At 72.5% G+C, this 21,386-nt stretch carries 25 protein-coding genes; 10 read left to right on the top strand and 15 right to left on the bottom strand.

Annotated elements, in window-relative coordinates; translation table 11 throughout:
* Nucleotides 1-136 precede the first annotated feature (136 nt).
* Nucleotides 137-526 (top strand): nuclear transport factor 2 family protein, encoded by a 390-nt coding sequence (locus tag AC1RNL_RS02490; RefSeq protein WP_246992635.1) that lies wholly within the window; start codon nucleotides 137-139, stop codon nucleotides 524-526.
* 65 nt (nucleotides 527-591) lie between these two features.
* Here the strand turns inward: AC1RNL_RS02490 and AC1RNL_RS02485 are convergent, their stop codons facing one another.
* The 5 genes from AC1RNL_RS02485 to AC1RNL_RS02465 form a co-directional block, all read right to left on the bottom strand.
* Nucleotides 592-1,266 carry a transglycosylase family protein gene (locus AC1RNL_RS02485; protein WP_281440021.1) on the bottom strand — a complete coding sequence of 225 codons (675 nt, stop codon included), beginning with the start codon at nucleotides 1,264-1,266 and terminating at the stop codon, nucleotides 592-594.
* Between the two features lie 215 nt (nucleotides 1,267-1,481).
* Nucleotides 1,482-3,086: an ABC transporter ATP-binding protein gene (locus tag AC1RNL_RS02480; protein WP_246992637.1), complete on the bottom strand. Its 1,605-nt coding sequence runs from the start codon at nucleotides 3,084-3,086 to the stop codon at nucleotides 1,482-1,484.
* Nucleotides 3,083-3,985, bottom strand: coding sequence for an ABC transporter permease (locus AC1RNL_RS02475; protein ID WP_246992639.1), 903 nt, complete (start codon nucleotides 3,983-3,985; stop codon nucleotides 3,083-3,085). The genes AC1RNL_RS02480 and AC1RNL_RS02475 overlap by 4 nt, the downstream gene beginning before the upstream one ends.
* Nucleotides 3,982-4,941, bottom strand: coding sequence for an ABC transporter permease (locus AC1RNL_RS02470; protein WP_246992641.1), 960 nt, complete (start codon nucleotides 4,939-4,941; stop codon nucleotides 3,982-3,984). The genes AC1RNL_RS02475 and AC1RNL_RS02470 overlap by 4 nt, the downstream gene beginning before the upstream one ends.
* Complete coding sequence (locus AC1RNL_RS02465; RefSeq protein ID WP_246992643.1) at nucleotides 4,941-6,278, bottom strand: ABC transporter substrate-binding protein; 1,338 nt, start codon at nucleotides 6,276-6,278, stop codon at nucleotides 4,941-4,943. The genes AC1RNL_RS02470 and AC1RNL_RS02465 overlap by 1 nt, the downstream gene beginning before the upstream one ends.
* A 27-nt stretch (nucleotides 6,279-6,305) precedes the next feature.
* Between AC1RNL_RS02465 and AC1RNL_RS02460 the strand changes: the two genes are divergently transcribed.
* On the top strand, nucleotides 6,306-7,355 hold the full coding sequence (locus tag AC1RNL_RS02460) for a DUF1028 domain-containing protein (protein WP_492934307.1): 1,050 nt from the start codon (nucleotides 6,306-6,308) through the stop codon (nucleotides 7,353-7,355).
* Between the two features lie 6 nt (nucleotides 7,356-7,361).
* Here the strand turns inward: AC1RNL_RS02460 and AC1RNL_RS02455 are convergent, their stop codons facing one another.
* From AC1RNL_RS02455 to paaI, 4 genes are all read right to left on the bottom strand, one after another.
* Complete coding sequence (locus AC1RNL_RS02455; RefSeq protein WP_246992647.1) at nucleotides 7,362-7,949, bottom strand: helix-turn-helix domain-containing protein; 588 nt, start codon at nucleotides 7,947-7,949, stop codon at nucleotides 7,362-7,364.
* Between the two features lie 44 nt (nucleotides 7,950-7,993).
* Nucleotides 7,994-8,605, bottom strand: a complete 612-nt coding sequence (locus AC1RNL_RS02450; protein WP_128188965.1) for a TetR/AcrR family transcriptional regulator — start codon at nucleotides 8,603-8,605, stop codon at nucleotides 7,994-7,996.
* Nucleotides 8,606-8,642: 37 nt separating this feature from the next.
* Nucleotides 8,643-9,947, bottom strand: coding sequence for a phenylacetate--CoA ligase PaaK (gene paaK, locus AC1RNL_RS02445; protein ID WP_492934306.1), 1,305 nt, complete (start codon nucleotides 9,945-9,947; stop codon nucleotides 8,643-8,645).
* 120 nt (nucleotides 9,948-10,067) lie between these two features.
* Nucleotides 10,068-10,523 (bottom strand): hydroxyphenylacetyl-CoA thioesterase PaaI, encoded by a 456-nt coding sequence (paaI, locus tag AC1RNL_RS02440; RefSeq protein ID WP_225792641.1) that lies wholly within the window; start codon nucleotides 10,521-10,523, stop codon nucleotides 10,068-10,070.
* Between the two features lie 114 nt (nucleotides 10,524-10,637).
* Here paaI and paaA point away from each other — a divergent pair, with 114 nt between their 5' ends.
* From paaA to paaE, 5 genes are all read left to right on the top strand, one after another.
* Complete coding sequence (gene paaA / locus AC1RNL_RS02435; protein WP_492934305.1) at nucleotides 10,638-11,624, top strand: 1,2-phenylacetyl-CoA epoxidase subunit PaaA; 987 nt, start codon at nucleotides 10,638-10,640, stop codon at nucleotides 11,622-11,624.
* 102 nt (nucleotides 11,625-11,726) lie between these two features.
* Nucleotides 11,727-12,032, top strand: coding sequence for a 1,2-phenylacetyl-CoA epoxidase subunit PaaB (gene paaB, locus AC1RNL_RS02430; protein ID WP_123696538.1), 306 nt, complete (start codon nucleotides 11,727-11,729; stop codon nucleotides 12,030-12,032).
* A gap of 5 nt (nucleotides 12,033-12,037) precedes the next feature.
* Complete coding sequence (gene paaC, locus AC1RNL_RS02425) at nucleotides 12,038-12,922, top strand: 1,2-phenylacetyl-CoA epoxidase subunit PaaC (RefSeq protein ID WP_310123982.1); 885 nt, start codon at nucleotides 12,038-12,040, stop codon at nucleotides 12,920-12,922.
* Between the two features lie 152 nt (nucleotides 12,923-13,074).
* On the top strand, nucleotides 13,075-13,551 hold the full coding sequence (gene paaD, locus AC1RNL_RS02420; RefSeq protein WP_146354787.1) for a 1,2-phenylacetyl-CoA epoxidase subunit PaaD: 477 nt from the start codon (nucleotides 13,075-13,077) through the stop codon (nucleotides 13,549-13,551).
* Between the two features lies 1 nt (nucleotide 13,552).
* Complete coding sequence (gene paaE, locus AC1RNL_RS02415) at nucleotides 13,553-14,680, top strand: 1,2-phenylacetyl-CoA epoxidase subunit PaaE (RefSeq protein WP_146354785.1); 1,128 nt, start codon at nucleotides 13,553-13,555, stop codon at nucleotides 14,678-14,680.
* A 24-nt stretch (nucleotides 14,681-14,704) separates the two neighbouring features.
* On the opposite strand, the gene AC1RNL_RS02410 is transcribed toward paaE, so the two are convergent.
* Genes AC1RNL_RS02410 through AC1RNL_RS02400 form a run of 3 tightly spaced genes read right to left on the bottom strand, consistent with a single transcriptional unit; the run spans nucleotide 14,705 to nucleotide 16,730 of the window.
* Nucleotides 14,705-15,280 carry a DUF4303 domain-containing protein gene (locus AC1RNL_RS02410; protein ID WP_492934304.1) on the bottom strand — a complete coding sequence of 192 codons (576 nt, stop codon included), beginning with the start codon at nucleotides 15,278-15,280 and terminating at the stop codon, nucleotides 14,705-14,707.
* Between the two features lie 37 nt (nucleotides 15,281-15,317).
* Nucleotides 15,318-16,010: a hypothetical protein gene (locus AC1RNL_RS02405; protein ID WP_492934303.1), complete on the bottom strand. Its 693-nt coding sequence runs from the start codon at nucleotides 16,008-16,010 to the stop codon at nucleotides 15,318-15,320.
* Between the two features lie 6 nt (nucleotides 16,011-16,016).
* Nucleotides 16,017-16,730 carry a WXG100-like domain-containing protein gene (locus AC1RNL_RS02400; protein WP_449683233.1) on the bottom strand — a complete coding sequence of 238 codons (714 nt, stop codon included), beginning with the start codon at nucleotides 16,728-16,730 and terminating at the stop codon, nucleotides 16,017-16,019.
* A gap of 179 nt (nucleotides 16,731-16,909) precedes the next feature.
* Between AC1RNL_RS02400 and AC1RNL_RS02395 the strand changes: the two genes are divergently transcribed.
* The 3 genes from AC1RNL_RS02395 to AC1RNL_RS02385 all read left to right on the top strand — a co-directional run bounded on the left by AC1RNL_RS02395 (nucleotide 16,910) and on the right by AC1RNL_RS02385 (nucleotide 19,282).
* A complete protein-coding gene (locus AC1RNL_RS02395) occupies nucleotides 16,910-17,683 on the top strand; it encodes an enoyl-CoA hydratase/isomerase family protein (protein WP_246992659.1) in 774 nt (257 codons plus the stop codon).
* Between the two features lie 7 nt (nucleotides 17,684-17,690).
* The gene (locus AC1RNL_RS02390) at nucleotides 17,691-18,440 is read left to right on the top strand and encodes a maleylpyruvate isomerase family mycothiol-dependent enzyme (protein ID WP_492934302.1); all 750 of its coding nucleotides are present in this window, start codon (nucleotides 17,691-17,693) and stop codon (nucleotides 18,438-18,440) included.
* Between the two features lie 62 nt (nucleotides 18,441-18,502).
* On the top strand, nucleotides 18,503-19,282 hold the full coding sequence (locus tag AC1RNL_RS02385) for a DUF805 domain-containing protein (RefSeq protein ID WP_492934301.1): 780 nt from the start codon (nucleotides 18,503-18,505) through the stop codon (nucleotides 19,280-19,282).
* Here AC1RNL_RS02385 and AC1RNL_RS02380 read toward each other — a convergent pair.
* The 3 genes from AC1RNL_RS02380 to AC1RNL_RS02370 all read right to left on the bottom strand — a co-directional run bounded on the left by AC1RNL_RS02380 (nucleotide 19,279) and on the right by AC1RNL_RS02370 (nucleotide 21,313).
* A complete protein-coding gene (locus AC1RNL_RS02380) occupies nucleotides 19,279-19,857 on the bottom strand; it encodes a uridine kinase family protein (protein WP_492934300.1) in 579 nt (192 codons plus the stop codon). The genes AC1RNL_RS02385 and AC1RNL_RS02380 overlap by 4 nt on opposite strands.
* Nucleotides 19,854-20,798, bottom strand: coding sequence for an FAD-dependent oxidoreductase (locus tag AC1RNL_RS02375; RefSeq protein WP_492934299.1), 945 nt, complete (start codon nucleotides 20,796-20,798; stop codon nucleotides 19,854-19,856). The genes AC1RNL_RS02380 and AC1RNL_RS02375 overlap by 4 nt, the downstream gene beginning before the upstream one ends.
* 98 nt (nucleotides 20,799-20,896) lie before the next feature.
* Nucleotides 20,897-21,313 carry a methyltransferase domain-containing protein gene (locus tag AC1RNL_RS02370; RefSeq protein WP_146354771.1) on the bottom strand — a complete coding sequence of 139 codons (417 nt, stop codon included), beginning with the start codon at nucleotides 21,311-21,313 and terminating at the stop codon, nucleotides 20,897-20,899.
* Nucleotides 21,314-21,386 lie beyond the last annotated feature (73 nt).

The following is a 21,386-nucleotide window of genomic DNA, read 5'->3' as shown; positions in this document are numbered from 1 at the left end:
GCCGGTACCGATTTGCGGATGCGAGCCCGCACGACCCGCGAGTCGGTACCGGAGCACATCCGGCCCCCAAGTCGCCCCTGGCGCCCGCCCGACCGCGGGTCGACAATGCGGCTACAGCGTGACGAGGGGGTGCACCGTGGACGGTGCCGACAGGAACGCGCAGCACGAGGCCGTCGTCGAGCGGCTCATCGCCTGCATCAACGAGGGCCGCATCGAGGTGATGGACGAGCTCTTCCACGAGGATGCGGTGATGGACTGGCCGCAGTCGGGCGAGCGGGTGGTCGGCGGCGAGAACGGCCGCGGCATCTACCGCGCGTTCCCGCAGCTGCCGACCATCACGCCGCGCCGGATCGTGAGCGCCGGCGACCTCGTCGTGGCCGAGGCGACGCTCGACTACGGCGGCCCCGTCTACAAGACGGTCTTCGTCTTCGAGTTCCGGGGCGACCGCATCGCCCGCGAGACGGCCTACTGGAGCGAGCCGTTCGACCCGCCCGACTGGCGCTCGCGCTGGGTCGAGGTGGCCTGACGGGTCGAGGTGGCCACAGCACGAAGGGCGGAGACCCGACCGGATCTCCGCCCCCGTGCGACCGATCACTCGGCGGGCAGCACGAGCTCCTGGCCGACCTCGATGTGGTCGGGGTCCTCGACGATGTCCTGGTTCACGGCGAAGAGGCCGAGCCAGCCGGTCTCGACGTCGTTCGACTTGGCGATCGCGAACAGCGAGTCGCCGGCCTCGACCGTGACGCGCTCATCCGACGGCTCGACGTCCGGCAGGTCGTAGCTGGCGGGCGCGGCCGGTGCGGCCTGCGCAGCCGGAGCAGCCTCGGCGGCCGCCGGCGCCTCGGCGGGCGCGGCCTGCTGCGTGGCGGTGTCGACGGGCGTCGAGTTCGGCTCGGCAGCGCCCGAGGCGCCGATCTGCGCCGAGCAGGAGGGCCATGCGCCCCAGCCCTGGCCGGCGAGCGTGTTCTCAGCCACGCGGATCTGCTCCTCGCGCGACGCGTCGGCCGGGTTGCCCGAGCCGCCGTAGGCCTGCCACGTCGACAGCGAGAACTGCAGGCCGCCGTAGTAGCCGTTGCCGGTGTCGATCGACCAGTTGCCGCCCGACTCGCACTCGGCGAGCGCGTCCCAGGTGGCGTCGCTCGCGGCGTTCGCCGCGGTCGGCACGAGCATCGCGCCCGCGAAGACGGCCACGCCGGCGGCCGTCACGGCGCCGCCGCGCAGGAATCGCTTCGATCGGCGGGCGTCGTCGGTGGTGTGCTTCTGCATGAGCTGAACTCCACGGCCCCGTCTCGGCGCGCGATCCCGCGCATCCGACCGCCCGACCGGAATGACTCGATTCGATGGCGCGGAGGACTCCAGGGGCGGATGCGACGGCCGTCCTTCGCGGTTCAAGCCGGCTACGCTACCAAAGATCACGATTCGATAACAATCGACCGCGATTACCAGGACTGTCGGGCGCCACGCACCGCGACGCCTGAGGCTCAGTCCGCGACGCGGGGCCGAAGCGGCGGGATCGCGGCGAGGAGCTGCTGCGTGTAGGGGTGCTGTGGCTCCTCGAAAAGATCCGCTGCCGGCCGGTGCTCGACTGCCGCTCCGTCGCGCAGCACGAGCACGTCATGGCTCATCTCCTGCACGATCGCGAGATCGTGCGCGATGAAGAGGTAGCTGAGACCCAAGTCTCGCTGCAGCGACGTGAGCAGGTCGAGCACACGAGCCTGGATCGACACGTCGAGCGATGCGGTGGACTCGTCGAGGACGATCAGCTGGGGCTCGAGCGCGAGCGCCCGGGCGATGCTCACCCGCTGCCGCTGCCCGCCCGAGAGCTCGTGCGGGTAGCGCCCGGCGAACGCCTCCGGCAATCCCACCATGTCGAGCAGCTGGACGATGCGGCGGCGCTCCTCCGCCCGTCCGCGCACGAGCCTGTGCACCCGCAACGGCTCTTGCAGGGAGACCTCGACGGGATTGCGGCCGTTGAGCGAGGAGAACGGATCCTGGAAGACCATGCTGATGCTGCGGCGCACCTGCTTGCGCTCGCCGCGGCGAGCGCCCAGGAGGTCGATGCCCCGCAGCTCGGCGGTGCCGCCGTGCGGCGTGATGAGACCGGTGAGCGCGTTCGCGATGGTCGACTTGCCCGAGCCCGACTCGCCGACGATGCCGAGGGTGCGCCCGGCACGCACGTCGAAGGAGACGCCGCGCACCGCGTGGACGACCGAGCGGCCGGCCGGCGCGTGCACGCTGAAGCGCACATCGAGGTCGCGCACCTGCAGCAGCGGCTCGTCAGCCACCGGCGGAGCGGGCGGTGCCGACTTGCCGAGCACGGGCCGCGCGAGCAGCAGCTCCCGCGTGTAGGCATGCTGCGGCGCCTCGAAGATCGCCTGCGTGCCGGCATGCTCGACGGCCTCGCCCGCGCGCAGCACCACGACGTCGTCCGCGACCTGACCGATGACGCCCAGGTCGTGACTGATCCAGACGACGGCCGTGCCGCGGTCGCGCTGCAGGGCGCGCACCAGCTCGACGATCTGGGCCTGCGTCGTGACGTCGAGCGCGGTCGTCGGCTCATCCGCGACGAGGAGCGCCGGGTCGCACGCGAGCGCGATCGCGATCATGACGCGCTGGCGCTGGCCTCCGCTGAGCTGATGCGGGTAGCTGCCGAGCCGGTCCTCGGCCCCCGGGATGCCGACGGCCTCGAGCAGCTCGAGCGCCCGAGCGCGCGCCTGCCGACGCGTCATCCCGCGATGCACCTCGAGCGCCTCGGTGATCTGGCGCTCGAGCGTGAGCAGCGGATTCAGCGACGTGCTCGGATCCTGGAAGACGAATCCCACTCGATCGCCGTGCACCGATCGCAGCGTGCGTGCGCTCGCCCCGACGAGCTGCGTGTCCTCGAGCACGCTGGATCCGCGGATCTCGGCGCCGGGCGCGTCGAGGAGCCCGGTCGCCGCGAGGACGGTCATGGACTTGCCCGACCCGGACTCCCCGACGATGCCGAGCGTCTGCTCGGGCTCGAGGGCGAAGGAGATGCCCTCGACGATCTGCCGGCTGCCGATCCGGACGCCGAGGTCCTGCACCGAGAAGATGGGGGCGCTCATCGGCGTCGCCTCGCTTCCAGCATCGTGCGCTGCTTCGGGTCCAGCACGTCGCGGAGCCCGTCGCCGACCAGGTTGAACGCCAGCACGGTGACGAAGATCGCAGCCCCCGGGAACACGCTCAGCCACCACGCCATGTCGAGGAACCCCTGCGCGTCGAACAGCATCCGCCCCCAGGAGGGCTCGGGCGGCTGGATGCCGAGGCCGAGGAACGACAGGGCCGCCTCGGAGAGGATCGCGAAGGCGAGCGAGAGGGACGTCTGCACGATGATCGGGCCGGCGATGTTCGGCAGGATGTGGCGCGCCATGATGTAGCCGTGTCCGGTGCCCATCGTGCGGGAGGCCTGCACGAACGGCTCCACCCTCACGCCGAGCGTGCTGCCGCGGGCGACGCGCGCGAAGATCGGCGTGTAGACGACGCCGATCGCCAGCATCGTCGTCGGCACGCCGGGGCCGAGGATCGCGACGATGGCCAGCGCCAGGAGCAGCACCGGGAACGCGAACAGGACGTCGTTGGCCCGCATGAGCACCGTGTCGACCCATCCTCCGGCGTAGCCGGCGACGACCCCCACGAGCACGCCCACCAGGAGGGCGAAGGCGACGCTCGCCACGGCGACGAGCAGCGACGCTCTCGTCGCGATCAGCACCCGCGACAGCACATCGCGCCCGAGATCATCGGTCCCGAACCAGTGCTGAGCGCTCGGCGGCTGCAGCGCGTCGGGCACGTCGATCGTGTTCACCCCGTAGGGCGCCAGGAGCGGCCCGAGCAGCGCCACGACGACGGTCAGGGCGAGCACGACGGCGCTCGCGAGGGTGACGGGGTTGCCCGCGAGCAGCCGCCATGCGGCGATGCGGCGCTCGTCGGGCGCGACGGCCGGCGCCACCGGTGAAGCATTCGTCATGAGAGGCGGATCCTCGGGTCGACGACGGCGTACAGGACGTCGACGAGCAGGTTGATGGCGAGGAACAGCACGGCCATGAGCAGCACGGCTCCCTGCACGAGCGGGTAGTCGCGGGCGGCGACCGCGTCATAGACCAGCCGGCCGAGCCCCGGCCACGCGAAGACCACCTCGACGACGATGACGCCGCCGAGGATGGTCGCGAGCTGGATGCCCGCCACGGTGATGATCGGGATGAGCGCGTTCCGCAGCACGTGGCGCACGGTCACGATGCGCGGCGGGAGGCCCTTCGCCTTGGCTGTGCGGACGTAGGTCGCCGAGAGCACGTCGAGCACCGCCGCGCGCACGTAGCGAGTGAGGATCGCCCCTGCCACGAGGCCGACGGTGGCGCCGGGGAGCACGACTCGGCGCAGCCACTGCACCGGATCGTCGGTGATCGCTGCATACCCCGACGAGGGCAGCCAGCCGAGCACGGAGGCGAACAGCGTGATCAGCAGCAGGCCCATCCAGAAGTCGGGCACCGAGACGCCGAACTGGCTCGTCACGCGGATGATGCCGTCGCTGATGCGGCCCTCGCGCATCGCGGCCCACGTGCCGGCCGGGATCGAGATGATGAGGGCGAGCACGATGCCGAAGAGCGCGAGCGATGCGGTGGCGGGCAGCCGCTCCAGCAGGCTGAGCGAGACCGGCTGGCCGCTGCGGAAGCTCACGCCGAGGTCGCCGCGCACGACGTCGACGAGGTAGGTGACGAACTGCTCGAGCAGCGGGCGGTCGAGGCCGCTCGCCGCCCGCAGCGCGTCGTAGGCCTCCTGGGTGTACCGGGTGCCCAGCGCGATGCGCACCGGGTCACCCGGCACCAGGTGGATGAGGAGGAACACCACGACGACGACGCCGAGCAGGACGAGCAGCGAATGCAGCAGCCGCCCTGCCAGGAAGCGTGCCGTGGAGCTCCGGATCATCAGCCCGCGAGGCTCACGTCTCGGAACCGGATGGCGCGGTCGCCGCGGGCCTCGTAGCCCTCGAGGTCGGCGCTCCAGACCTGGAGCACAGCAGGGTTGTACAGGTAGATGTAGCTCGCCTCGTCGGCGATGATGGTCGCCGCCTGTGCGTAGAGCTCCTTGCGCGCCTCCGGGTCGGTCTCGACACGGGCGTCGTCCAGCAGCTGGTCGACCTCCGGGTTCGAGTAGCCCTGGGCGTTCGAGCCGCCCTCGGAGTGGTGCTGCGAGTAGTAGAAGTCGTCCGGGTCGATGTTGCCGAGCCAGCCCATCATCAGCATGTCGAAGTTGCCGGAGCTCTGCTCGTCGAGCCAGGTGCCGAAGTCCGGCTGGCGGATGTTCACCGTGATCCCGAGCGGCGCGAGGTTGTCGGCGATGATCTGCGCCGCGGTGACGGTCTCCGGGTAGTCGGACGTCGCGAGCATGTCGAGCTCCAGCCCGCTCACGCCCGCCTCCTCGAGCAGCTGTGCCGCCCGGTCGGAATCGGTCCCGTAGCCGTCGTAGGAGGTGTGCCAGAAGCTCGCCTCCGGGATGGCCAGCTGGTTGGCCTGGGCGGTGCCGTAGCTCACGGCCTGGATGATCGACTCGCGGTCGATGGCGTAGGCGATCGCCTGCCGCACCCGCACATCGTTCCACGGCTCGCGGTTCTGGTTGAGCGCGAGGTACCAGTAGTCGCTGCTGGGCGTCTGCCCGACCACGAGCGCGTCGTCGCCCTCGAGGCTGCCGAGCTGCTGCGGGTCGATCACGTCGGTCCAGTGGATGTCGCCGCCGCGGAGCGCGGAGATCGCGGTCGACGACTCGGAGATGAAGCGGAACTCGACACCTGCGACCTCGGGTGCACCGTCCCAGTAGTCCTCGTTCGCAGTCAGGGAGATGGAGTCGCCGCTCGCGTAGTCCTCGAAGGCGAACGGTCCCGTGCCGACCGGGTGGGTGCTGATCTCGCCGCTCTCGACGTTCTCCTGCTCGACGATCGCCATGCCCTTGAAGCCGCCGAGGCTGGACAGCAGGTTGGGGCTCGGCTGGGTCACCCGGATCTCGACCGTGGCGTCGTCCACCGCGGTCACCGACTCGACGGTGCCGAACTTCCAGGCGTTCGCGAGCTCCTCGTCGATGATCCGGTTGAAGGAGTAGACGACGTCGTCGGCGGTGAACTCGGAGCCGTCGTGGAAGGTCACGCCATCGCGGAGCGCGAACGTCCAGGTCAGCTGGTCGTCGCTCAGCTCCCACGACTCGGCGAGCGCGGGCTGCATCTCGAGGTTCTCGTCCGGCTCGACGAGCGTGTCGAAGACGTTCTCGAGCACCTGGAAGGAGAAGTAGGAGGAGGTCTTGTGCGGGTCGAGCTGGTCAGGCTCTCCGCCGATGGCGGCGACGAACGTCTCGCCTGGGGCCGCGCCATCGGAGGAGGAGGTGCCCAGGTCGACCGATTCGCCGGCGCTGCAGCCGACCAGGGTGAGGGTGACGACTGCGGCACCTGCCGCAAGCGCTTGGATCTTTCGCATGACTGCCCGCTTCCTCGGAGGGAGAGCCCGGATGGGCTACCCATCAGAATGCTGATGATTGCATCATTATGTGCCACCATGAGGCAAGCGCAAAGCGGTGGACCGGTTCGAAACACGATCGTGACAATGGCGGCGCTGGTCGAGGAGCATGGAGCGGAGGGATGGGGCCCAGTGACGTATTCGCTGATGGCGGTCGACACGTCTGCGGGACTGATCGGCGTCGCGACCGCCAGCCGCTCCCTCGCCGTGGGCAACGCCGTGCCTGCGATCGATCCGGCCGTGGGCGCCGTCGTCTCGCAGGCGTGGACGAATCGTCGGCTGCGCGCGCGGGCGCTCGATGCGCTCGCGGCGGGCCTGTCGCCGCAGCAGGTCGTCGAACGCATCCCGGACTGGGACGACGGCGCGGCGCTGCGGCAGGTCGCGGTGCTCGACATCGGAGGCCGCAGCGCCCACTTCACCGGCGCGGAGTGCTCTGGCTGGGCCGGCGGCCGCAGCTTCGAGCAGGGCGTGGTGACCGGCAACCTGCTGACCGGCGGCGCGGTCCTCGAAGCGATGCGCTCATCGTTCACGGCATCGGCTCCTGCCGGTGCGCTCGGCAGCGAGCAGGACGTGCTGCACGCGTTCGCCTCGCGGCTCCTCGCCGCCGTCGCCGCTGGCGAGCGCGCCGGCGGCGATGCTCGTGGTCGCGAGAGCGCGGCGCTCCAGGTCGCGCGCGTCGCCGCGCGCCGCGAGTGGCCGCCGGAGCTCGCGGTGGATCTCCGCGCGGACCACGATCCGCAGCCGCTCGAGCAGCTCCAGCGACTGCTCGCACGGCGCTTCGAGCGCCCAGAGGAGATCCTCGTCGACGACCGCTCGCGGGGAGCGCTCGAGCCACGCTAGGGCCGCTCAGACCTCGAGCGGCGTCACGGCGCCGAGCACGACGGTGATGCCGTCGGAGGCGTTCGCCCACCAGTGCGGCGTGGAGCAGCCGTACGTCATGGTGTCGCCGACCTCCAGTCGCACGCGACGGTCGCCGTGCACCACGAGCAGGGCGCCCTGCTCGACGGTCACGCTCTCCGTGCCGAGATGCCGGAACGGCTGGTCCTCGTTGGAGAATCGTGCGGGGATGGTGCTGCGGATGAGCTGCAGGTTGCTGTGCGTGCGCGGTGTGAGCAGCTCGCGCTCGACCCGCTGCTCCGGGGCCGCATCGGGCGGGATCGGCAGCACGTGGCGCTCTGCCGCGCGCACCACCATCGCATCGCCGGCGATCCCGCCGAGCAGCTTCGAGAGGCTCACGCCGAGCGCCGTCGCGACCCGGTGCAGCGACGAGAACGACGGGTTGCCCCTCCCTCGCTCGAGCTCGCTGATCAGGCCGAAGCTCACGCCTGCCCGAGCGCTCAGCGACTGCAGGCTGAGACCCTGCCGCTGCCGCTCCACCTTGAGCGCAGCGCCCAGCGCTGCCATCTCCACCTGTGCGCTGTCGGGCTCCTGCATCGACCCGAGCGTAGCAAGCCGGTCAGCGCACGCTCCGCTTCCTGCTACAGCGACGACGGCTCGCGCAGGCCCGTGCGCACGAGCTCGAGCACCGAGTCGGCGAGCTGCTGCGGCGTGATCGGGCCGTCGGGGCGGTACCACTCGACGATCGAGTTGACCATGCCGAAGGTGAGCCGCTCGGCCACGCGCGGGTCGATGTCGGGCCGCAGCGTGCCCTCGGCTCGCGACTGCTCGAACATGGCGCGCAGCTTGCGGTCGATCTCGCGCCGACGCCGCAGCGCCTCGAGCTCGATCGGGGTGTTGCCGCGCAGCCGCAGCAGCAGCGTGACGAACGCCCGGTGCTCGCACAGCACGAGCACCGCGCCGCGGATGACGTGGCGGATGCGGTCGACGACCGGTCCGCTCGTCGCCTCCGGTGCGTCGAAGACGGCCTCGAGCGCGTCGAGCGCCTTGCCGAGGGCCACCTCGAGCATCTGCTCCTTCGAGGCGAAGTGGTGGTAGATCGCCGACTTCGACAGGCCGAGCCGCTCGGCGAGCACCCCGAGCGAGGTCGCGTCGTAGCCGCGCTCGTTGAACGCCTCGACGACGACCTCGAGCATCGAGTCGCGGTCGTAGCCGGGGCGGCCGCGGCGGGCGGGCTCGGTGGCGGTGGTCATCGGGACATCATCTCAGCGGCGCTCGACCGCTGGCGGGTCAGCGGAGGTCATACACACGCTTGTACTTGCCCTCCGAGCGCGGCAGCGAGCCCGTCGGCACGATCTCCACGTCGACGGTCGTGCCGATGCGCTCCTTCACGCGCAGCTTCAGGATCTCGGCGGCGGCCGTCGACACGACCGGCTTCACGCCCGGCGTGCTCTCGATCTTCACGACGAGCCCGTCCATCCGCCCGCGCTTGACGAGCTCGAGGATGAAGTGCGGCGTGAGGTGCTCGATCTCGAGCACGATCTCCTCGATCTGCGTCGGGAAGATGTTGACGCCGCGCACGATGAGCATGTCGTCGTTGCGGCCGGTGATCTTCTCGATGCGGCGCATCGTCGACTGCGCCGAGCCCGGCAGCAGCCGGGTGAGGTCGCGGGTGCGGTAGCGGATCACGGGGAACGCCTGCTTCGTGAGCGACGTGAAGACGAGCTCGCCCATCTCGCCGTCGGGCAGCTGCTCGCCGGTCTCGCCGTCGATCACCTCGGGCAGGAAGTGGTCCTCCCAGATGGTCGGGCCGTCCTTCGTCGACGCGAACTCGCTGCCGACGCCCGGCCCCATGACCTCCGACAGGCCGTAGATGTCGACCGCATCGAGGCCCATCCGCCGCTCGAGCTCGGCCCGCATCTCGTTCGTCCACGGCTCGGCGCCGCAGATCGCCACCTTGAGCGACGTCTCGCGCGGGTCGAGCCCGGCCTCCTCGAACGCATCCGCGATCGTCAGCAGGTACGAGGGCGTGCACATGATCGCGTCGGGCTCGAAGTCGCGGATGAGCTGCACCTGCCGCGCCGTCTGGCCGCCGGAGACGGGGATGACGGTCGCGCCGAGCCGCTCGATGCCGGCGTGGGCGCCCTGCCCGCCGGTGAAGAGGCCGTAGCCGTAGGCGTTGTGCACCTTCATGCCGGGCCGCACGCCGGCGGCGCGCAGCGAGCGCGCGACGACGTCGGCCCACACGTCGAGGTCGTCCTTCGTGTAGCCGACGACCGTGGGGCGGCCGGTGGTGCCGGAGGAGGCGTGGATGCGCGCCACTTGCTCCATCGGCACCGCGAACATGCCGAACGGGTACGAGGCGCGGAGGTCCTCCTTGGTCGTGAACGGCAGCCGCTGCAGGTCGTCGAGCGCGCGGATGTCGTCGGGGTGCACGCCCGCCTCGTCGAGCTTCCGCGTGTACGTCGGCACGTTCGCGTAGGCGTGGCGCACGGTCTGCTGCAGCCGCTCGAGCTGCAGCGCGCGCAGCTCGTCGAGCGTGACGCGCTCGCCGGCGTCGCGGAGGTCGGCGGATGCGGTGGGCTGGTCGAGCATCGTTGCTCCTGTCTCTGCGGTCATCGAGGAGGCCGGAAGGGCCGTGTCGAGATGGCGATCGGTCGTGGTCTCGACACGCCGCCTGCGGCGGCTGCTCGACCGACGGGGGGATGGGTCTGGTCAGGCGGGGCCGCCGGCGCCCTCGGGCGCGGCGGGGGCGGTGCGGTTGGTGGAGAAGGAGCGGCCGCGGAACTCCGCGACCGTCTCGCCGGTCTCGTCGACGATCGTGACGTCGTAGAGCCCGTTGCGGCCCGATCGCCAGCGCCGCTCGGCGGTGGCCGTGAGCGTCTGCCCGGCGTGGGTGGCCTTGGCGAAGGTGATGTCGGCGCCGGATGCGACGGTGACGGTGGCGTCCTCGTTGCACGCGTAGGCGAAGGCGGTGTCGGCGAGCGTGAAGACCAGGCCGCCGTGCGTGATCCCGAAGCCGTTCACCATGCGGTCGGTGACCGGCATCGTGAGCACGGCGCGGCCGCGCGCGAGCTCGGCGATCTCGATCCCGAACGCCTCCTTGGCGCGGTCGGTCTCGGCCATGACCGTGGCGAGCCACGTGTCGTCCCGGGTCGTCTGCAGTGCCATGCGCGCTCCGTTGCGTCCGCTCTCCGGGCCCCGTTGCAGGCCCGCATGCGGCCAGTCTATACTTACTGAACGTTCGGTCACTAATTCCGGACCGTGATGGAGACGGAGTCGACGATGACGCTCACCGCACCCGACGCATCCGCCCGCATCGACGCGGAGCAGGAGGCCGAGCTGCAGGCGCGCTTCGACGCGCTGATCGAGGCAGACCAGCGCATCGAGCCGCGCGACTGGATGCCCGACGCCTACCGGAAGACGCTCATCCGGCAGATCTCGCAGCACGCGCACTCCGAGATCATCGGCATGCAGCCCGAGGGCAACTGGATCTCGCGCGCGCCGAGCCTGAAGCGCAAGGCCATCCTCATGGCCAAGGTGCAGGACGAGGCCGGCCACGGGCTCTACCTCTACTCCGCCGCGCAGACGCTCGGCATCAGCCGCGACGAGATGACCGAGCAGCTCATCACCGCGCGCGCCCGCTACTCGTCGATCTTCAACTACCCGACGCCGACCTGGGCAGACATGGGCGCGATCGGCTGGCTCGTCGACGGCGCCGCGATCTGCAACCAGGTGCCGTTGTGCCGCGCCTCCTACGGCCCCTACGGCCGCGCGATGGTGCGCATCTGCAAGGAGGAGTCGTTCCACCAGCGGCAGGGCTTCGAGATCCTGCTCGAGCTGAGCCAGGGCACGCCCGAGCAGCACGCGATGGCGCAGGAGTCGGTCGACCGCTGGTACTGGCCGGCGCTCATGATGTTCGGCCCGCCCGACGACGAGTCGCCCAACTCGGCGCAGTCGATGGCGTGGAAGATCAAGCGCTTCTCGAACGACGAGCTGCGCCAGCGCTTCGTCGGCATGCTCGTGCCGCAGGCCGAGGTGCTCGGGCTCACGCTGCCCGACCCGAACCTGCGCTGGAACGAGGAGCGCCAGGCCTGGGACATGTCCGAGATCGACTGGACCGAGTTCAACGAGGTGCTCGCCGGCCGCGGCCCCGCCAACGCCCAGCGCATCCAGCACCGCCGCGACGCCCACGAGGAGGGCGCGTGGGTGCGCGAGGCCGCCGCGGCCTACGCCGAGAAGCAGGCCGCCCGCGACCGCGCGGCCGCCTGACCCCACCGAGATCACCGAGCTTCCCCGAACCGCGGGTCTCGACCCCGAGACCCCGCGCTCGAGGGAAGTTCGACGAAGAGACGAACGAACGAGGAGACGAGGATGTCGACACCCGGAGACGTCGCCGGCGAGGGCTGGCCGCTGTACGAGGTGTTCGTGCGCGCCAACCGCGGCCTGAGCCACGTGCACGTCGGCTCGCTGCACGCGCCCGACGACGACATGGCGCTGCGCAACGCGCGCGACCTCTACACCCGCCGCAACGAGGGCGTCTCGGTGTGGGTGGTGCGCTCGAGCGCCATCACGACGAGCGACCCCGACCAGAAGGGCGCCTTCTTCGAGAGCCCGGCAGGCAAGAACTACCGCCACGCCAAGTACTACGAGAAGAGCGCGGAGGTGCCGCACCTGTGAGCGACATCAAGCCCAGGGACGCCGCCGCCGTCGCGGCCGCCTACGAGGCCGAGGCCGCCGATGTGCACGGCGACGTCTCGGTCGACGAGCTCGCGCTCTCGGCCGAGCTGACGGGGGCGGATGCGTCGGCGACGGCGAGCGACGACGTCGCGGAGTACGCGCTGCGGCTCGGCGACGACGCGCTCATCCTCTCGCAGCGCCTCGGCTGGTGGATCTCGCGCGCCCCCGAGCTCGAGGAGGACATGGCGCTCGGCAACATCGCGCTCGACCTGCTCGGGCACGCCCGCAGCCTCCTGCACTACGCCGGCACCGCATCCGGCCGCTCCGAGGACGACCTCGCCTACTGGCGCGACGAGCACGAGTTCCGCTGCGCGTGGCTGTTCGAGCAGCCGAACGGCGACTTCGCGCACACGATCGCGCGCGGCCTGATCGCGTCGATCTGGATGCAGGAGCTCTACACGGCGCTGTCGCAGTCGACGGATGCGACGCTCGCGGCCATCGCGGCGAAGGCCGTGAAGGAGGTCGCCTACCACCGCGACCACGCCGTGCAGTGGACGCTGCGGCTCGCGGGCGGCACCGACGAGTCGCGCCGGCGCATGCTCGTCGCGCTCGCCGACCTGTGGCCGTACACCGACGAGCTCTTCCGCGACGACGCGCTGCACGACCGCCTCGAGGGCGTCGCGCCGCGGCCGTCGAGCCTGCGGGCAGGCTTCGACGAGGTGTGGGATGCGGTGCTCGCCGAGGCCGGGATCGTCGAGTCCGACTTCGTGCACCCGCGCATCGGGCAGTCGTCGGGCGGCGGCAGGCACGGGAACCACTCGACGCACCTCGGCCCGATGCTCGCCGAGATGCAGGTGCTGGCTCGCCGGCACCCGGGAGCGACGTGGTGACGATGGCTCCCTCCCCCGCCGCCGCGTCCCCCGCTCGTCGAGTCGGCCCGCAGGCATCCCCCGCTCGTCGAGTAGGCCCGCAGGGCCGTATCGAGACGCCGCGCGCCAGTGGTCTCGATACGCCGGTCTCCGACCGGCTACTCGACCAGCGGATGGAGCGCGCCCGACGCGTCGCCGCCGCCGTCGTCGACCCCGAGGTGCCCGTGCTGACGATCGAGGACCTCGGCGTGCTGCGCGACGTGCGGCTCGACGGCGAGACGGTGGTCGTCACGCTCACGCCGACCTACTCCGGCTGCCCGGCGATCGACCAGATGCGCGACGACGTGCTGCTCGCGCTCACGGCGGAGGGCTTCCGCCACGTGCGCGTCGACTTCACGCTCAGCCCCGCCTGGACGACCGACTGGATGAGCGACGCCGGCAAGGCGAAGCTCGAGGAGTACGGCATCGCACCGCCCACGCACCGCGCGGGCGAGCGCAGCGGCCCGATCCCGCTGTCGCTCGGCGTCAAGTGCCCGCGCTGCGGGTCGCTCCGCACGCGGGAAGTGTCGCGCTTCGGCTCGACCGCCTGCAAGAGCCACTTCGAGTGCCTCGCGTGCCTCGAGCCCTTCGACCACTTCAAGGTGCACTGAGATGGCCGCGATCAACCTCGGCAGCAGCACCTCGCGGCGCCGCGCCCGCTTCCACGAGCTCGAGGTCGCCGACGTGCGCCCGCTCACCGCCGACGCCGTCGAGGTCACCTTCGCGGTGCCGGGCGAGCTGCACGACGACTTCGGCTACGTCGCCGGCCAGCACCTGGCGCTCCGCGCCACGATCGACGGGCAGGAGGTGCGGCGCTCGTACTCCATCTGCCGCCCGCCGACCCCGGGATCCATCTCGGTCGCGATCAAGCGCGACCTCGGCGGCCGCTTCTCCACCTGGGCCAACAGCGAGCTGCAGCCGGGCGCCCGCATCGACGTCATGGTGCCGCAGGGCACCTTCACGTCGGCGCTCGAGCAGGTCGACGGCGCGCACGTCGTCGGCATCGCGGCCGGCAGCGGCATCACGCCGATGATGGCGCTCGCGCATGAGGTGCTCTCGCGCTCCGAGACCTCGACCTTCTCGCTCGTGTTCTCCAACCGCTCGACCCTCGACGTGATGTTCATCGAGGAGCTCGCCGACCTCAAGGACCGCTACCCGGCCCGGCTCGCCCTGCACCACGTGCTCTCGCGCGAGCAGCGGGCTGCGCCGCTCATGTCGGGCCGCATCGACGAGGAGCGTCTCGAGCGCATCCTGTCGGAGCTCATCCGCCCCGAGAGCGTCGACGAGTGGTTCCTGTGCGGCCCGTTCGAGCTCGTGCAGCTGTGCCGCGACGTGCTCGCGGCGAAGGGCGTCGACGAGGCCCACGTGCGCTTCGAGCTCTTCACGACGGGCAAGCCGGATGCGGCGGGCGGCGACCGCGGACGGCCCGTGCAGCTGGAGGCGGGCGAGGAGACCTGGACGCTCGACTTCACGCTCGACGGGCAGTCGTCGCAGGTGCAGAGCCCGGTCGCGGCGCGCGAGTCGATCCTCAACGCGGCACTGCGGGTGCGGCCCGACGTGCCGTTCGCGTGCGCCGGCGGCGTCTGCGGCACGTGCCGCGCGAAGGTCGTCTCCGGCAGCGTGCAGATGACCGAGAACTACGCCCTCGAGCCCGACGAGCTCGAGCGCGGCTACGTGCTCACGTGCCAGTCGCACCCCAAGGGCGACACGGCGAAGGTGGTCGTCGACTACGACGTGTGACGCGCCGGGCGCGCCCCGGCGCGCTCAGTCGAGCTGCAGGAACGCGCGCAGCTCGGCGACGCCCTCGGCGTCGTTGAGCGGCGCGCTCCAGTCGGCGAGCTGCTGCTCGTCGACGTCGGCGTCGAGCGGCATGAACACGTGCGCGGCGGTCGGCCAGCGGTCGAAGAAGCCCTCGGCCGCAGATGCCGCCATCGCGGCGGCGATCGCGCCCCACACCGCGTGCCGGAACTCCTGCATGCCCGGCACCGCGAACCCGGCGGTCCCCGTCGACCCGTCGGCGCTCGGCTTCGCCTGCACGAGCTCGGCCCGCAGGTGCTCGAGCGGATCGGGCTCGCCGCTGCCGGTGACGTCGAGATCCCACTCGCCGATGTGCCACTTCGAGTCGAGGGCGAACTCGGGCTCGTCGGCGACCATCGCGTCGAGGTTCTGCCGGGAGTTGGCGAACGCGACGACCGAGGTCGCGTCCGCGTCGGTCGAGATGCCGACGCCCGCGATCTCGCCGTCGGGCCGTGACCCGGCGGCGGCGAGCATGGCCGCCTCGAGCATCGGCTGGATCCGGTCGGCGAGCTCCGCCTGCCAGGCGGCGAGGTCTGCGGTCATGGCGTCACCCTACCGACGGCCGCCGAGCGCATCCCGGTCACGGGCGGCCGCCGAAGACGTCTCGCCCGGCGCCGCGGAGCGCGTCGATGACCGCCTCGCGGCCCGCGCCGTCGGCGGCCTGCAGGCGCTGCAGCACCTCGCGCACGTTCGCGATGTTGTGCTGCCCGGCCACGTTCGGCGCCCACGTGAGGTTGTGCGGCCCGGTGTACCAGTCGACGCCGTTGCGCTCCAGGATCTCCTTCGCCTGCGCGATGAGCGCCTGCTGGCGCGCACCCACGCCCTTCTTGAAGACGATGTGGTGGCCGTGCGGGGCCTCCATGTCGGGCGGGCGGGGACCGTGGAACGTGGTCGTCAGCTCGCCGAAGTCGGGCGCGGTGAGGTCGCCGGCCTCCACCGCGGCCTGCCGAGCGGCCGCGGTCGCGGCGTTCGCCGCCTCGGTGTCGGCGTCCGGCCAGGTCGACGGCGGCGCATCCGGATCCGGTGCGGCGTCGGGATCGCGGAGGCCCGGGGCGCTCGGGGTCGTGCGCTCGGGCGCGTCGTGGTCGGGCGCCCGGTCGGGCGTGCGCTGGGAGCGCGAGAGCTCGACGTCCTTCGCCTCGATCTGCTGGCGGATCTGCCGGGTCTTCGCGCGGAGCCTCGTCGACTTCTTCGCGACCGCGCGGGCCGCCTCCGGCACGAGCTCCTCGATGACGTCGAGGGCCTCCTTGATGACGATCTTGATGGTCGACATCCCGCATCACCCCGTGAAGATCTGGCAGGAGGACAGCTGCACGATGAAGTCGTCGGCGAGCCGCTCCTGGTCGGCGGCGTTCGACTCGAGGTCGCCGGCGGCCTGGTCGAGCGCGTCGAGGTCGGCCTGGAACTCGGAGACGTCGCCGATCGCGCCCTCGACGAGCTCGGCCTCGAGCATGGCGGTGATGCCGTCCATCATCGGCCCCTGCAGGGGCTCGATGATCAGCGGCAGCAGCTGCTGCGCGAGCTGGTCGACGGCGATGTTCGTGAGCACGTCGAGCGCCTTCTTGCGCAGCGCGATGATGGCTGCGCTCGCGGCGGCGGAGGCTCCGAGCGTGATGATCGCGCTCGCCGCCGCGGCGGCGATCTGCGCGGCGGTGATGACGAGCTCGGCGATGACCTTCACCTTGAGCGCGACGACGGCGTCGGCGCCCACCTCGATGCCGCCCGCGACCGGGTCGAGCGCGTCGACGAGCTGCTGGATGTTCGTCGCCCGGTCGGTGTCCCACGCGTTGGCGAACGACGTCGACGCCTGGCCGGTGAGCGCGGTCGCCACGCCGGTCTTGACGCGCGTCTCGGCCACCTCGACGGTGCCCTCGACGTCGTCCTTGAACTGGCGCATGATGCTCGCCGCGCGCCGCATCTCGTCCTCGTCGAGCGGCGGCCAGTCGTAGCCGAGCATGTCGAGCACCCAGACGAGCTCGCCCGGCAGGTTCATCGCCACGCTGCATCACCCCCCGGTCGACCGAACGGCTCCACGGTAGGCCGCGACGCGCCCCGTCGGCGATGGGGAGAACTGCCCGCCCGCGCCCGGCCATGCAGCCCGCGCTCGGCCATGATGGTCTCGACGCGCGACGACGCCGGCGCCCCGGCTCCGCGCCCGACGGAGGGAGCCCCATGATCGAGCTGCAGCTCGCCGATGGCATCGCCGAGATCGTGCTGAACGCGCCCGAGCGGCGCAACGCCGTCGACGCATCCGCCCTGCAGGCGATGTCGGATGCGCTGACCGAGGCCGAGCGGGCGGGTGTGCGCGCGCTCGTGCTGCGCGGGGAGGGCAAGGCGTTCTGCGCCGGCCGCGACATCTCGCAGGTCGATCCGCGCACCGACGACACGATCGGGTTCCTGCAGGACCGCGTGCAGCCGCTGCTGCAGCAGCTCGCCGCGTTCCCCGCGCCCACCTTCGCCGTCGCCCACGGCGCGTGCCTGGGCGTGGGGCTCGGGCTGCTCATCGCGACCGACGTGGTCTACGTCGCCGAGACCGCGAAGCTCGGCAGCCCGTTCGCCGCGCTCGGCGCCACGCTCGACTCCGGCGGCCACGCGCTCTTCTTCGAGCGGCTCGGCGCGCACCGCACGCTCGACCTCATCTACTCCGGCCGGCTGCTGACGGGCGCCGAGGCGGTCGCCGCTGGGCTCTTCTCGCAGGTCTTCCCCGACGACGAGGTGCTCGCCGCCACCCGTGCCGCGGCCGCGCATGCCGCGCAAGGGCCGACGCTCGCGTTCATCGCCTCGAAGGAGCTCATCCGGGGCCTCCGCGACGAGCGGCTGGGCCTGTGGCAGTCGATGGGCGGCGAGAGCGCCGCGCAGGCCGCGCTCGCCGAGACCGCCGACTACCGCGAGGGCTTCGCGGCGTTCCAGCAGAAGCGCACGCCCACGTTCACCGGCCGGGGCTGAGGCGCCGATGGCGACCGACGGCATCCGGCCCCTCGACCACCTGGCGGCGCTCGCCGACTGGCAGGCGCAGTTCCTCGGGACCCTGCGGCGCGCCGACCCCGCGACGCCGATCCCGTGGCTCGCGCCGTGGACGGTCGAGAAGCTCGTCGTGCACCTCGCCCGTGTGCACCACTGGGCGGCGGGTCAGGCGCGCCGCGTGCAGGAGGAGCCGCTCGGCCGCGGACCGTTCGACCTGCCCGAGCTCTACGCCGCGTGCGCGCTCGAGGTGCGCGAGGCGCTCGCCGAGCTCGACCCCGACGCGCGGGCGTGGGCGCTCGTCGACGACGGCGTGCCGCGCGACGAGCACACCGGCACCGTGCGGTTCTGGCACCGGCGGCAGGCGCTCGAGACGCTCGTGCACCTGTGGGATCTGCGCACGGCGATCGGCGAGCCGCTCGACGTCGACGCGGGCGCGTGGATCGACTGCCTCGACGAGCTCGTGACCGTCATGCACCCCCGGCAGCTGCGGCTCGGCCGGGTCGAGGCGCCGGCCGCGCGGCTGGTCTTCGCCCCGACCGAGACGGATGCGCGGCTCGCGCTCACGGGTTCGGCACCGGGTGCGCCGGAGATGGTGCTCGCCGGGCCCGCCCGCTCGCTCGCGCTGCTGGCGTGGGGCCGGGTGCCGCTCGCCGAGGCGGCCGACGCCGACGGCGGCATCGAGGTGCGCGGCGACCGCGCGCTCGCGGCGGCGGTGCTGCGGGCGGGCCTCGCTCCGTAGTCGCAGGATCCGCCCGCGCGCGGCGCGGCGCGCCGCGCCGCGGATGGGCGATGATGTCCCCCGTGAGCACCTCTGCAGTCCCCGTCGGCCAGCCGCTGCCGGGCGCGTCCTTCGGCCAGTCCGTCCGGCGCTTCTTCCAGGGCTTCCTCGTCTTCTCGGGACGCGCGAGCCGCAGCGAGTTCTGGTGGGCGATGCTGTTCACCTTCCTCGTCTCGCTCCTGTCGCAGGTGCCGTTCTGGATCGCATGGATCGGCTTCATGATGCAGGCGGTGTCGGTCGAGGCCGCGGGCGTCGGCGCCGACCAGGAGGCGCTGCTGGCGCCCCTCGGCGCGATGTTCGGATGGCTCGCGCTGCTCGTCGTGGTCTCGCTCGCGCTCGCGGTGCCCACCTACGCGGTGATGTGGCGGCGCGTGCAGGATGCCGGCTTCCACGGCGCGTTCGCCCTGCTGTCGCTCGTCGGCCTCGGCATCGTGCCGCTCGTGATGTGCTTCTTCCCGTCGAACCCGCTGGGCGCGCGCTTCGACCGCGGCGCGACGGCGCAGGCGTGGGACGCCGGCCAGCCGTCGCTCGCGCAGCCGTACGCGGCAAGCGGGTACGGGGCGCCTGCCGCCTACGGGCAGGGCGGCGGCTACGGGCAGGGCGCCGCGTCCGGCCAGTCGTCGCCGTACGACCCACCGCGGGCGGAGCAGCAGCCGTACAGCAGCCCGGCCTACGGCGGCCAGTCGTACGGCGGCCAGAGCTACGGCGGGCAGTCGTACGGCGCCGCGCCCTACGGCTCGACGCCCGACGCGTCGCCCGGCGACGCGGGGCCCGCTCACGGCCGCCACTCCGACGACCGCTAGCGACCGCCCGCGACCCTGACGTCGGCCGCCTCGCGCGGCCGGAACCGCCGCTCGAACGCCCGCTCCGTCGGCGCCCACACCTCGCGCCACAGCGCGTCGTGGTCGTTCCCAGCCTGCCGGTCGCGGCGCATCCCGCGCTCCACCGCCACCTCGAGCGGCACGTCGACCCAGACGGCCAGGTCGAGCAGCGGCAGCAGCCGCGGGTGCAGCAGCCCGACGGCGTCGACGAGCTGCACGGGAGCGGCGGGCGCGAGCCGCTCGGGCTGCCGGCCGCCCGTCGCCCAGTCGACCGGCCGGAACCGCGCGGGCTCCCCCGCCCGCAGCGCCGCGAGCACCGCTGCGAGCTCGTCGCGGTGCAGCGCCGCCCAGTCGTCGCTCGCCGTGCGGCTGCCGAGCGGGTCGAGGAAGTCGTCGCCGCGCACGCGCGCCGCCGGCAGCCGCTCCGCGAGGGCGCGCGCGAGCGTCGTCTTGCCGGCTCCGCCGTAGCCGGCGATGCCCACGACCACGACGGCGCGCTCCGCCATCAGGCTGCGGATGCGCGCGGCCAGGTCGCCGACCGTCGCCGGCTCGGTCACGGGCCCGCCAGCATCGCCGCGACCCGCGCCGCCGTGCCCCACGACAGCGTCATGCCGCTGCCGCCGTGGCCGTAGGCGGCGATCACCCGCAGCGCCCTGCCCGGCACCTCCTCGATGCGCAGCCGTGCGCGCCCGGGCCGCAGCCCCACCGCGCGCGACAGGATCCGCATGCCGGCCACCTCCGGCACCAGCGCGGCGCACCGCGCGAGGATGCCCGCCTCGATCGCCGGGTCGGGCTCGAGCGAGGTCGCGCCGGCCTCGTGCGTGCCGCCGAGCACGAGGCAGTCGCGGCGCGGCAGCACGTAGGTGAGCCCCGCCGGATCCTCGTCGTCGATCACGAACGTCGTGACGCCCGGGTTCTCGACCCGCACGACCTGGCCGCGGATGGGCACCACCGTCGCGTCGTCACCGAGCAGCGCGCCCCCGCGCGCCCCGGCGGCCACGACCGCGACGTCGAAGGCGCCCGCGAGCGCATCCGGATCCTCCACCCGCCGGTGCGCGAAGCGCACGCCCAGCGCCTGGCACTCCGCCTGCAGCCACGGCAGGTACTGCGACATGGTCGCGAGCGGGGCGCTCGTGCGCATGCCCGTGGTGCCGACGGGGAGGTCGGCGGCGTCGGCCGGGACGGCGGGCAGCAGCGCCGTCCACGAGCGGTCGGGCGCCGCTGCGCGCTCGACGACGATCCCCTCGCGCAGGTCGACGCCCGCCTCGGGGCGCTCGGCGATCGCGACGAAGCGGCGCAGCGAGACCGCGAGCATCGCGTCGACCTCGGCCGAGCGCTCGGCCGCGTAGGGGAACCACACGGCGCCCGCGACGGCCGACGTCGTCTCGAGCGGCGCGAGGTCGGCGAGCACCGTCACGTCACAGCCCGCCGCCGCGAGCTCGTGCGCGATCGAGAGGCCGATGACGCCCGCCCCGATGACCGCGATCCGCTCGCCCATCCGCGCTCCCCCGTTCCCGGACCGGCTCCGTGCTCGTCCGACCGGATCATCCTGCCCGACCGGCGCGGAGCCGGTCGACGGACGGCGGATGCGCCGCGTCAGTGGAGCGGGACCGCCTCGAGCGGGTCGCCGCGGTCGATGTAGAGGGCCGCGCCGGGTACGGTCGCCGCCGCGAGCTGCGCCATCGCCGCCGCCTCGAGCTCGGGGTGGCGCCCGTCGAGCGCGCCCACGCGGATCGCGACGACGAGGTCGAACGGCTGCTCGCGGCCCTTCAGCCGGAACTGCTCGGCGGTCGAGACGCGGAAGTCGAGGCTGCCGTGGGAGGAGACGCGCTCCGCGGCCTGGATGGCCGTCGGCGAGCGGTCGACGCCGAGCACGTAGCCGTCGGGACCGACCCGCTCGGCCATCGCCCGCGCGAGCGCGCCGGGGCCGCAGCCCACCTCGAGCACGCGCATCCCGGGGCGCAGGGGCAGCGCCTCCAGCACCGCGGCGAGCCGCGGGGAGAGCTCGGCCATGTCGCCTCCTCGTCAGGAGAGCATGACGGCGCGGTGCGGCCCGGGGCAAGAGGTCCGTTCGGGTCTCGTGCCC

Source organism: Agrococcus sp. GW821-FHT14H11 (genome assembly GCF_058803545.1).
The sequence above is the reverse complement of the archived record's forward strand: the minus strand, read 5'-3'. Positions and strand labels throughout refer to the sequence as shown.

Bases quoted from the DNA above. Each gene is read 5' to 3' on its own strand.
- AC1RNL_RS02450 (WP_128188965.1), bottom strand. From the start codon at position 8,605: ATGACCACCGCCACCGAGCCCGCCCGCCGCGGCCGCCCCGGCTACGAC.
- AC1RNL_RS02390 (WP_492934302.1), top strand. From the start codon at position 17,691: ATGGCGACCGACGGCATCCGGCCCCTCGACCACCTGGCGGCGCTCGCC.
- AC1RNL_RS02485 (WP_281440021.1), bottom strand. From the start codon at position 1,266: ATGCAGAAGCACACCACCGACGACGCCCGCCGATCGAAGCGATTCCTG.
- paaI (WP_225792641.1), bottom strand. From the start codon at position 10,523: ATGGCACTGCAGACGACCCGGGACGACACGTGGCTCGCCACGGTCATG.
- AC1RNL_RS02395 (WP_246992659.1), top strand. From the start codon at position 16,910: ATGATCGAGCTGCAGCTCGCCGATGGCATCGCCGAGATCGTGCTGAAC.
- paaB (WP_123696538.1), top strand. From the start codon at position 11,727: ATGTCGACACCCGGAGACGTCGCCGGCGAGGGCTGGCCGCTGTACGAG.
- AC1RNL_RS02375 (WP_492934299.1), bottom strand. From the start codon at position 20,798: ATGGGCGAGCGGATCGCGGTCATCGGGGCGGGCGTCATCGGCCTCTCG.
- paaE (WP_146354785.1), top strand. From the start codon at position 13,553: ATGGCCGCGATCAACCTCGGCAGCAGCACCTCGCGGCGCCGCGCCCGC.
- AC1RNL_RS02480 (WP_246992637.1), bottom strand. From the start codon at position 3,086: ATGAGCGCCCCCATCTTCTCGGTGCAGGACCTCGGCGTCCGGATCGGC.
- AC1RNL_RS02475 (WP_246992639.1), bottom strand. From the start codon at position 3,985: ATGACGAATGCTTCACCGGTGGCGCCGGCCGTCGCGCCCGACGAGCGC.
- AC1RNL_RS02455 (WP_246992647.1), bottom strand. From the start codon at position 7,949: ATGCAGGAGCCCGACAGCGCACAGGTGGAGATGGCAGCGCTGGGCGCT.
- AC1RNL_RS02370 (WP_146354771.1), bottom strand. From the start codon at position 21,313: ATGGCCGAGCTCTCCCCGCGGCTCGCCGCGGTGCTGGAGGCGCTGCCC.
- paaK (WP_492934306.1), bottom strand. From the start codon at position 9,947: ATGCTCGACCAGCCCACCGCATCCGCCGACCTCCGCGACGCCGGCGAG.
- paaD (WP_146354787.1), top strand. From the start codon at position 13,075: ATGGAGCGCGCCCGACGCGTCGCCGCCGCCGTCGTCGACCCCGAGGTG.
- paaA (WP_492934305.1), top strand. From the start codon at position 10,638: ATGACGCTCACCGCACCCGACGCATCCGCCCGCATCGACGCGGAGCAG.
- AC1RNL_RS02470 (WP_246992641.1), bottom strand. From the start codon at position 4,941: ATGATCCGGAGCTCCACGGCACGCTTCCTGGCAGGGCGGCTGCTGCAT.
- AC1RNL_RS02400 (WP_449683233.1), bottom strand. From the start codon at position 16,730: ATGAACCTGCCGGGCGAGCTCGTCTGGGTGCTCGACATGCTCGGCTAC.
- AC1RNL_RS02405 (WP_492934303.1), bottom strand. From the start codon at position 16,010: ATGTCGACCATCAAGATCGTCATCAAGGAGGCCCTCGACGTCATCGAG.
- AC1RNL_RS02410 (WP_492934304.1), bottom strand. From the start codon at position 15,280: ATGACCGCAGACCTCGCCGCCTGGCAGGCGGAGCTCGCCGACCGGATC.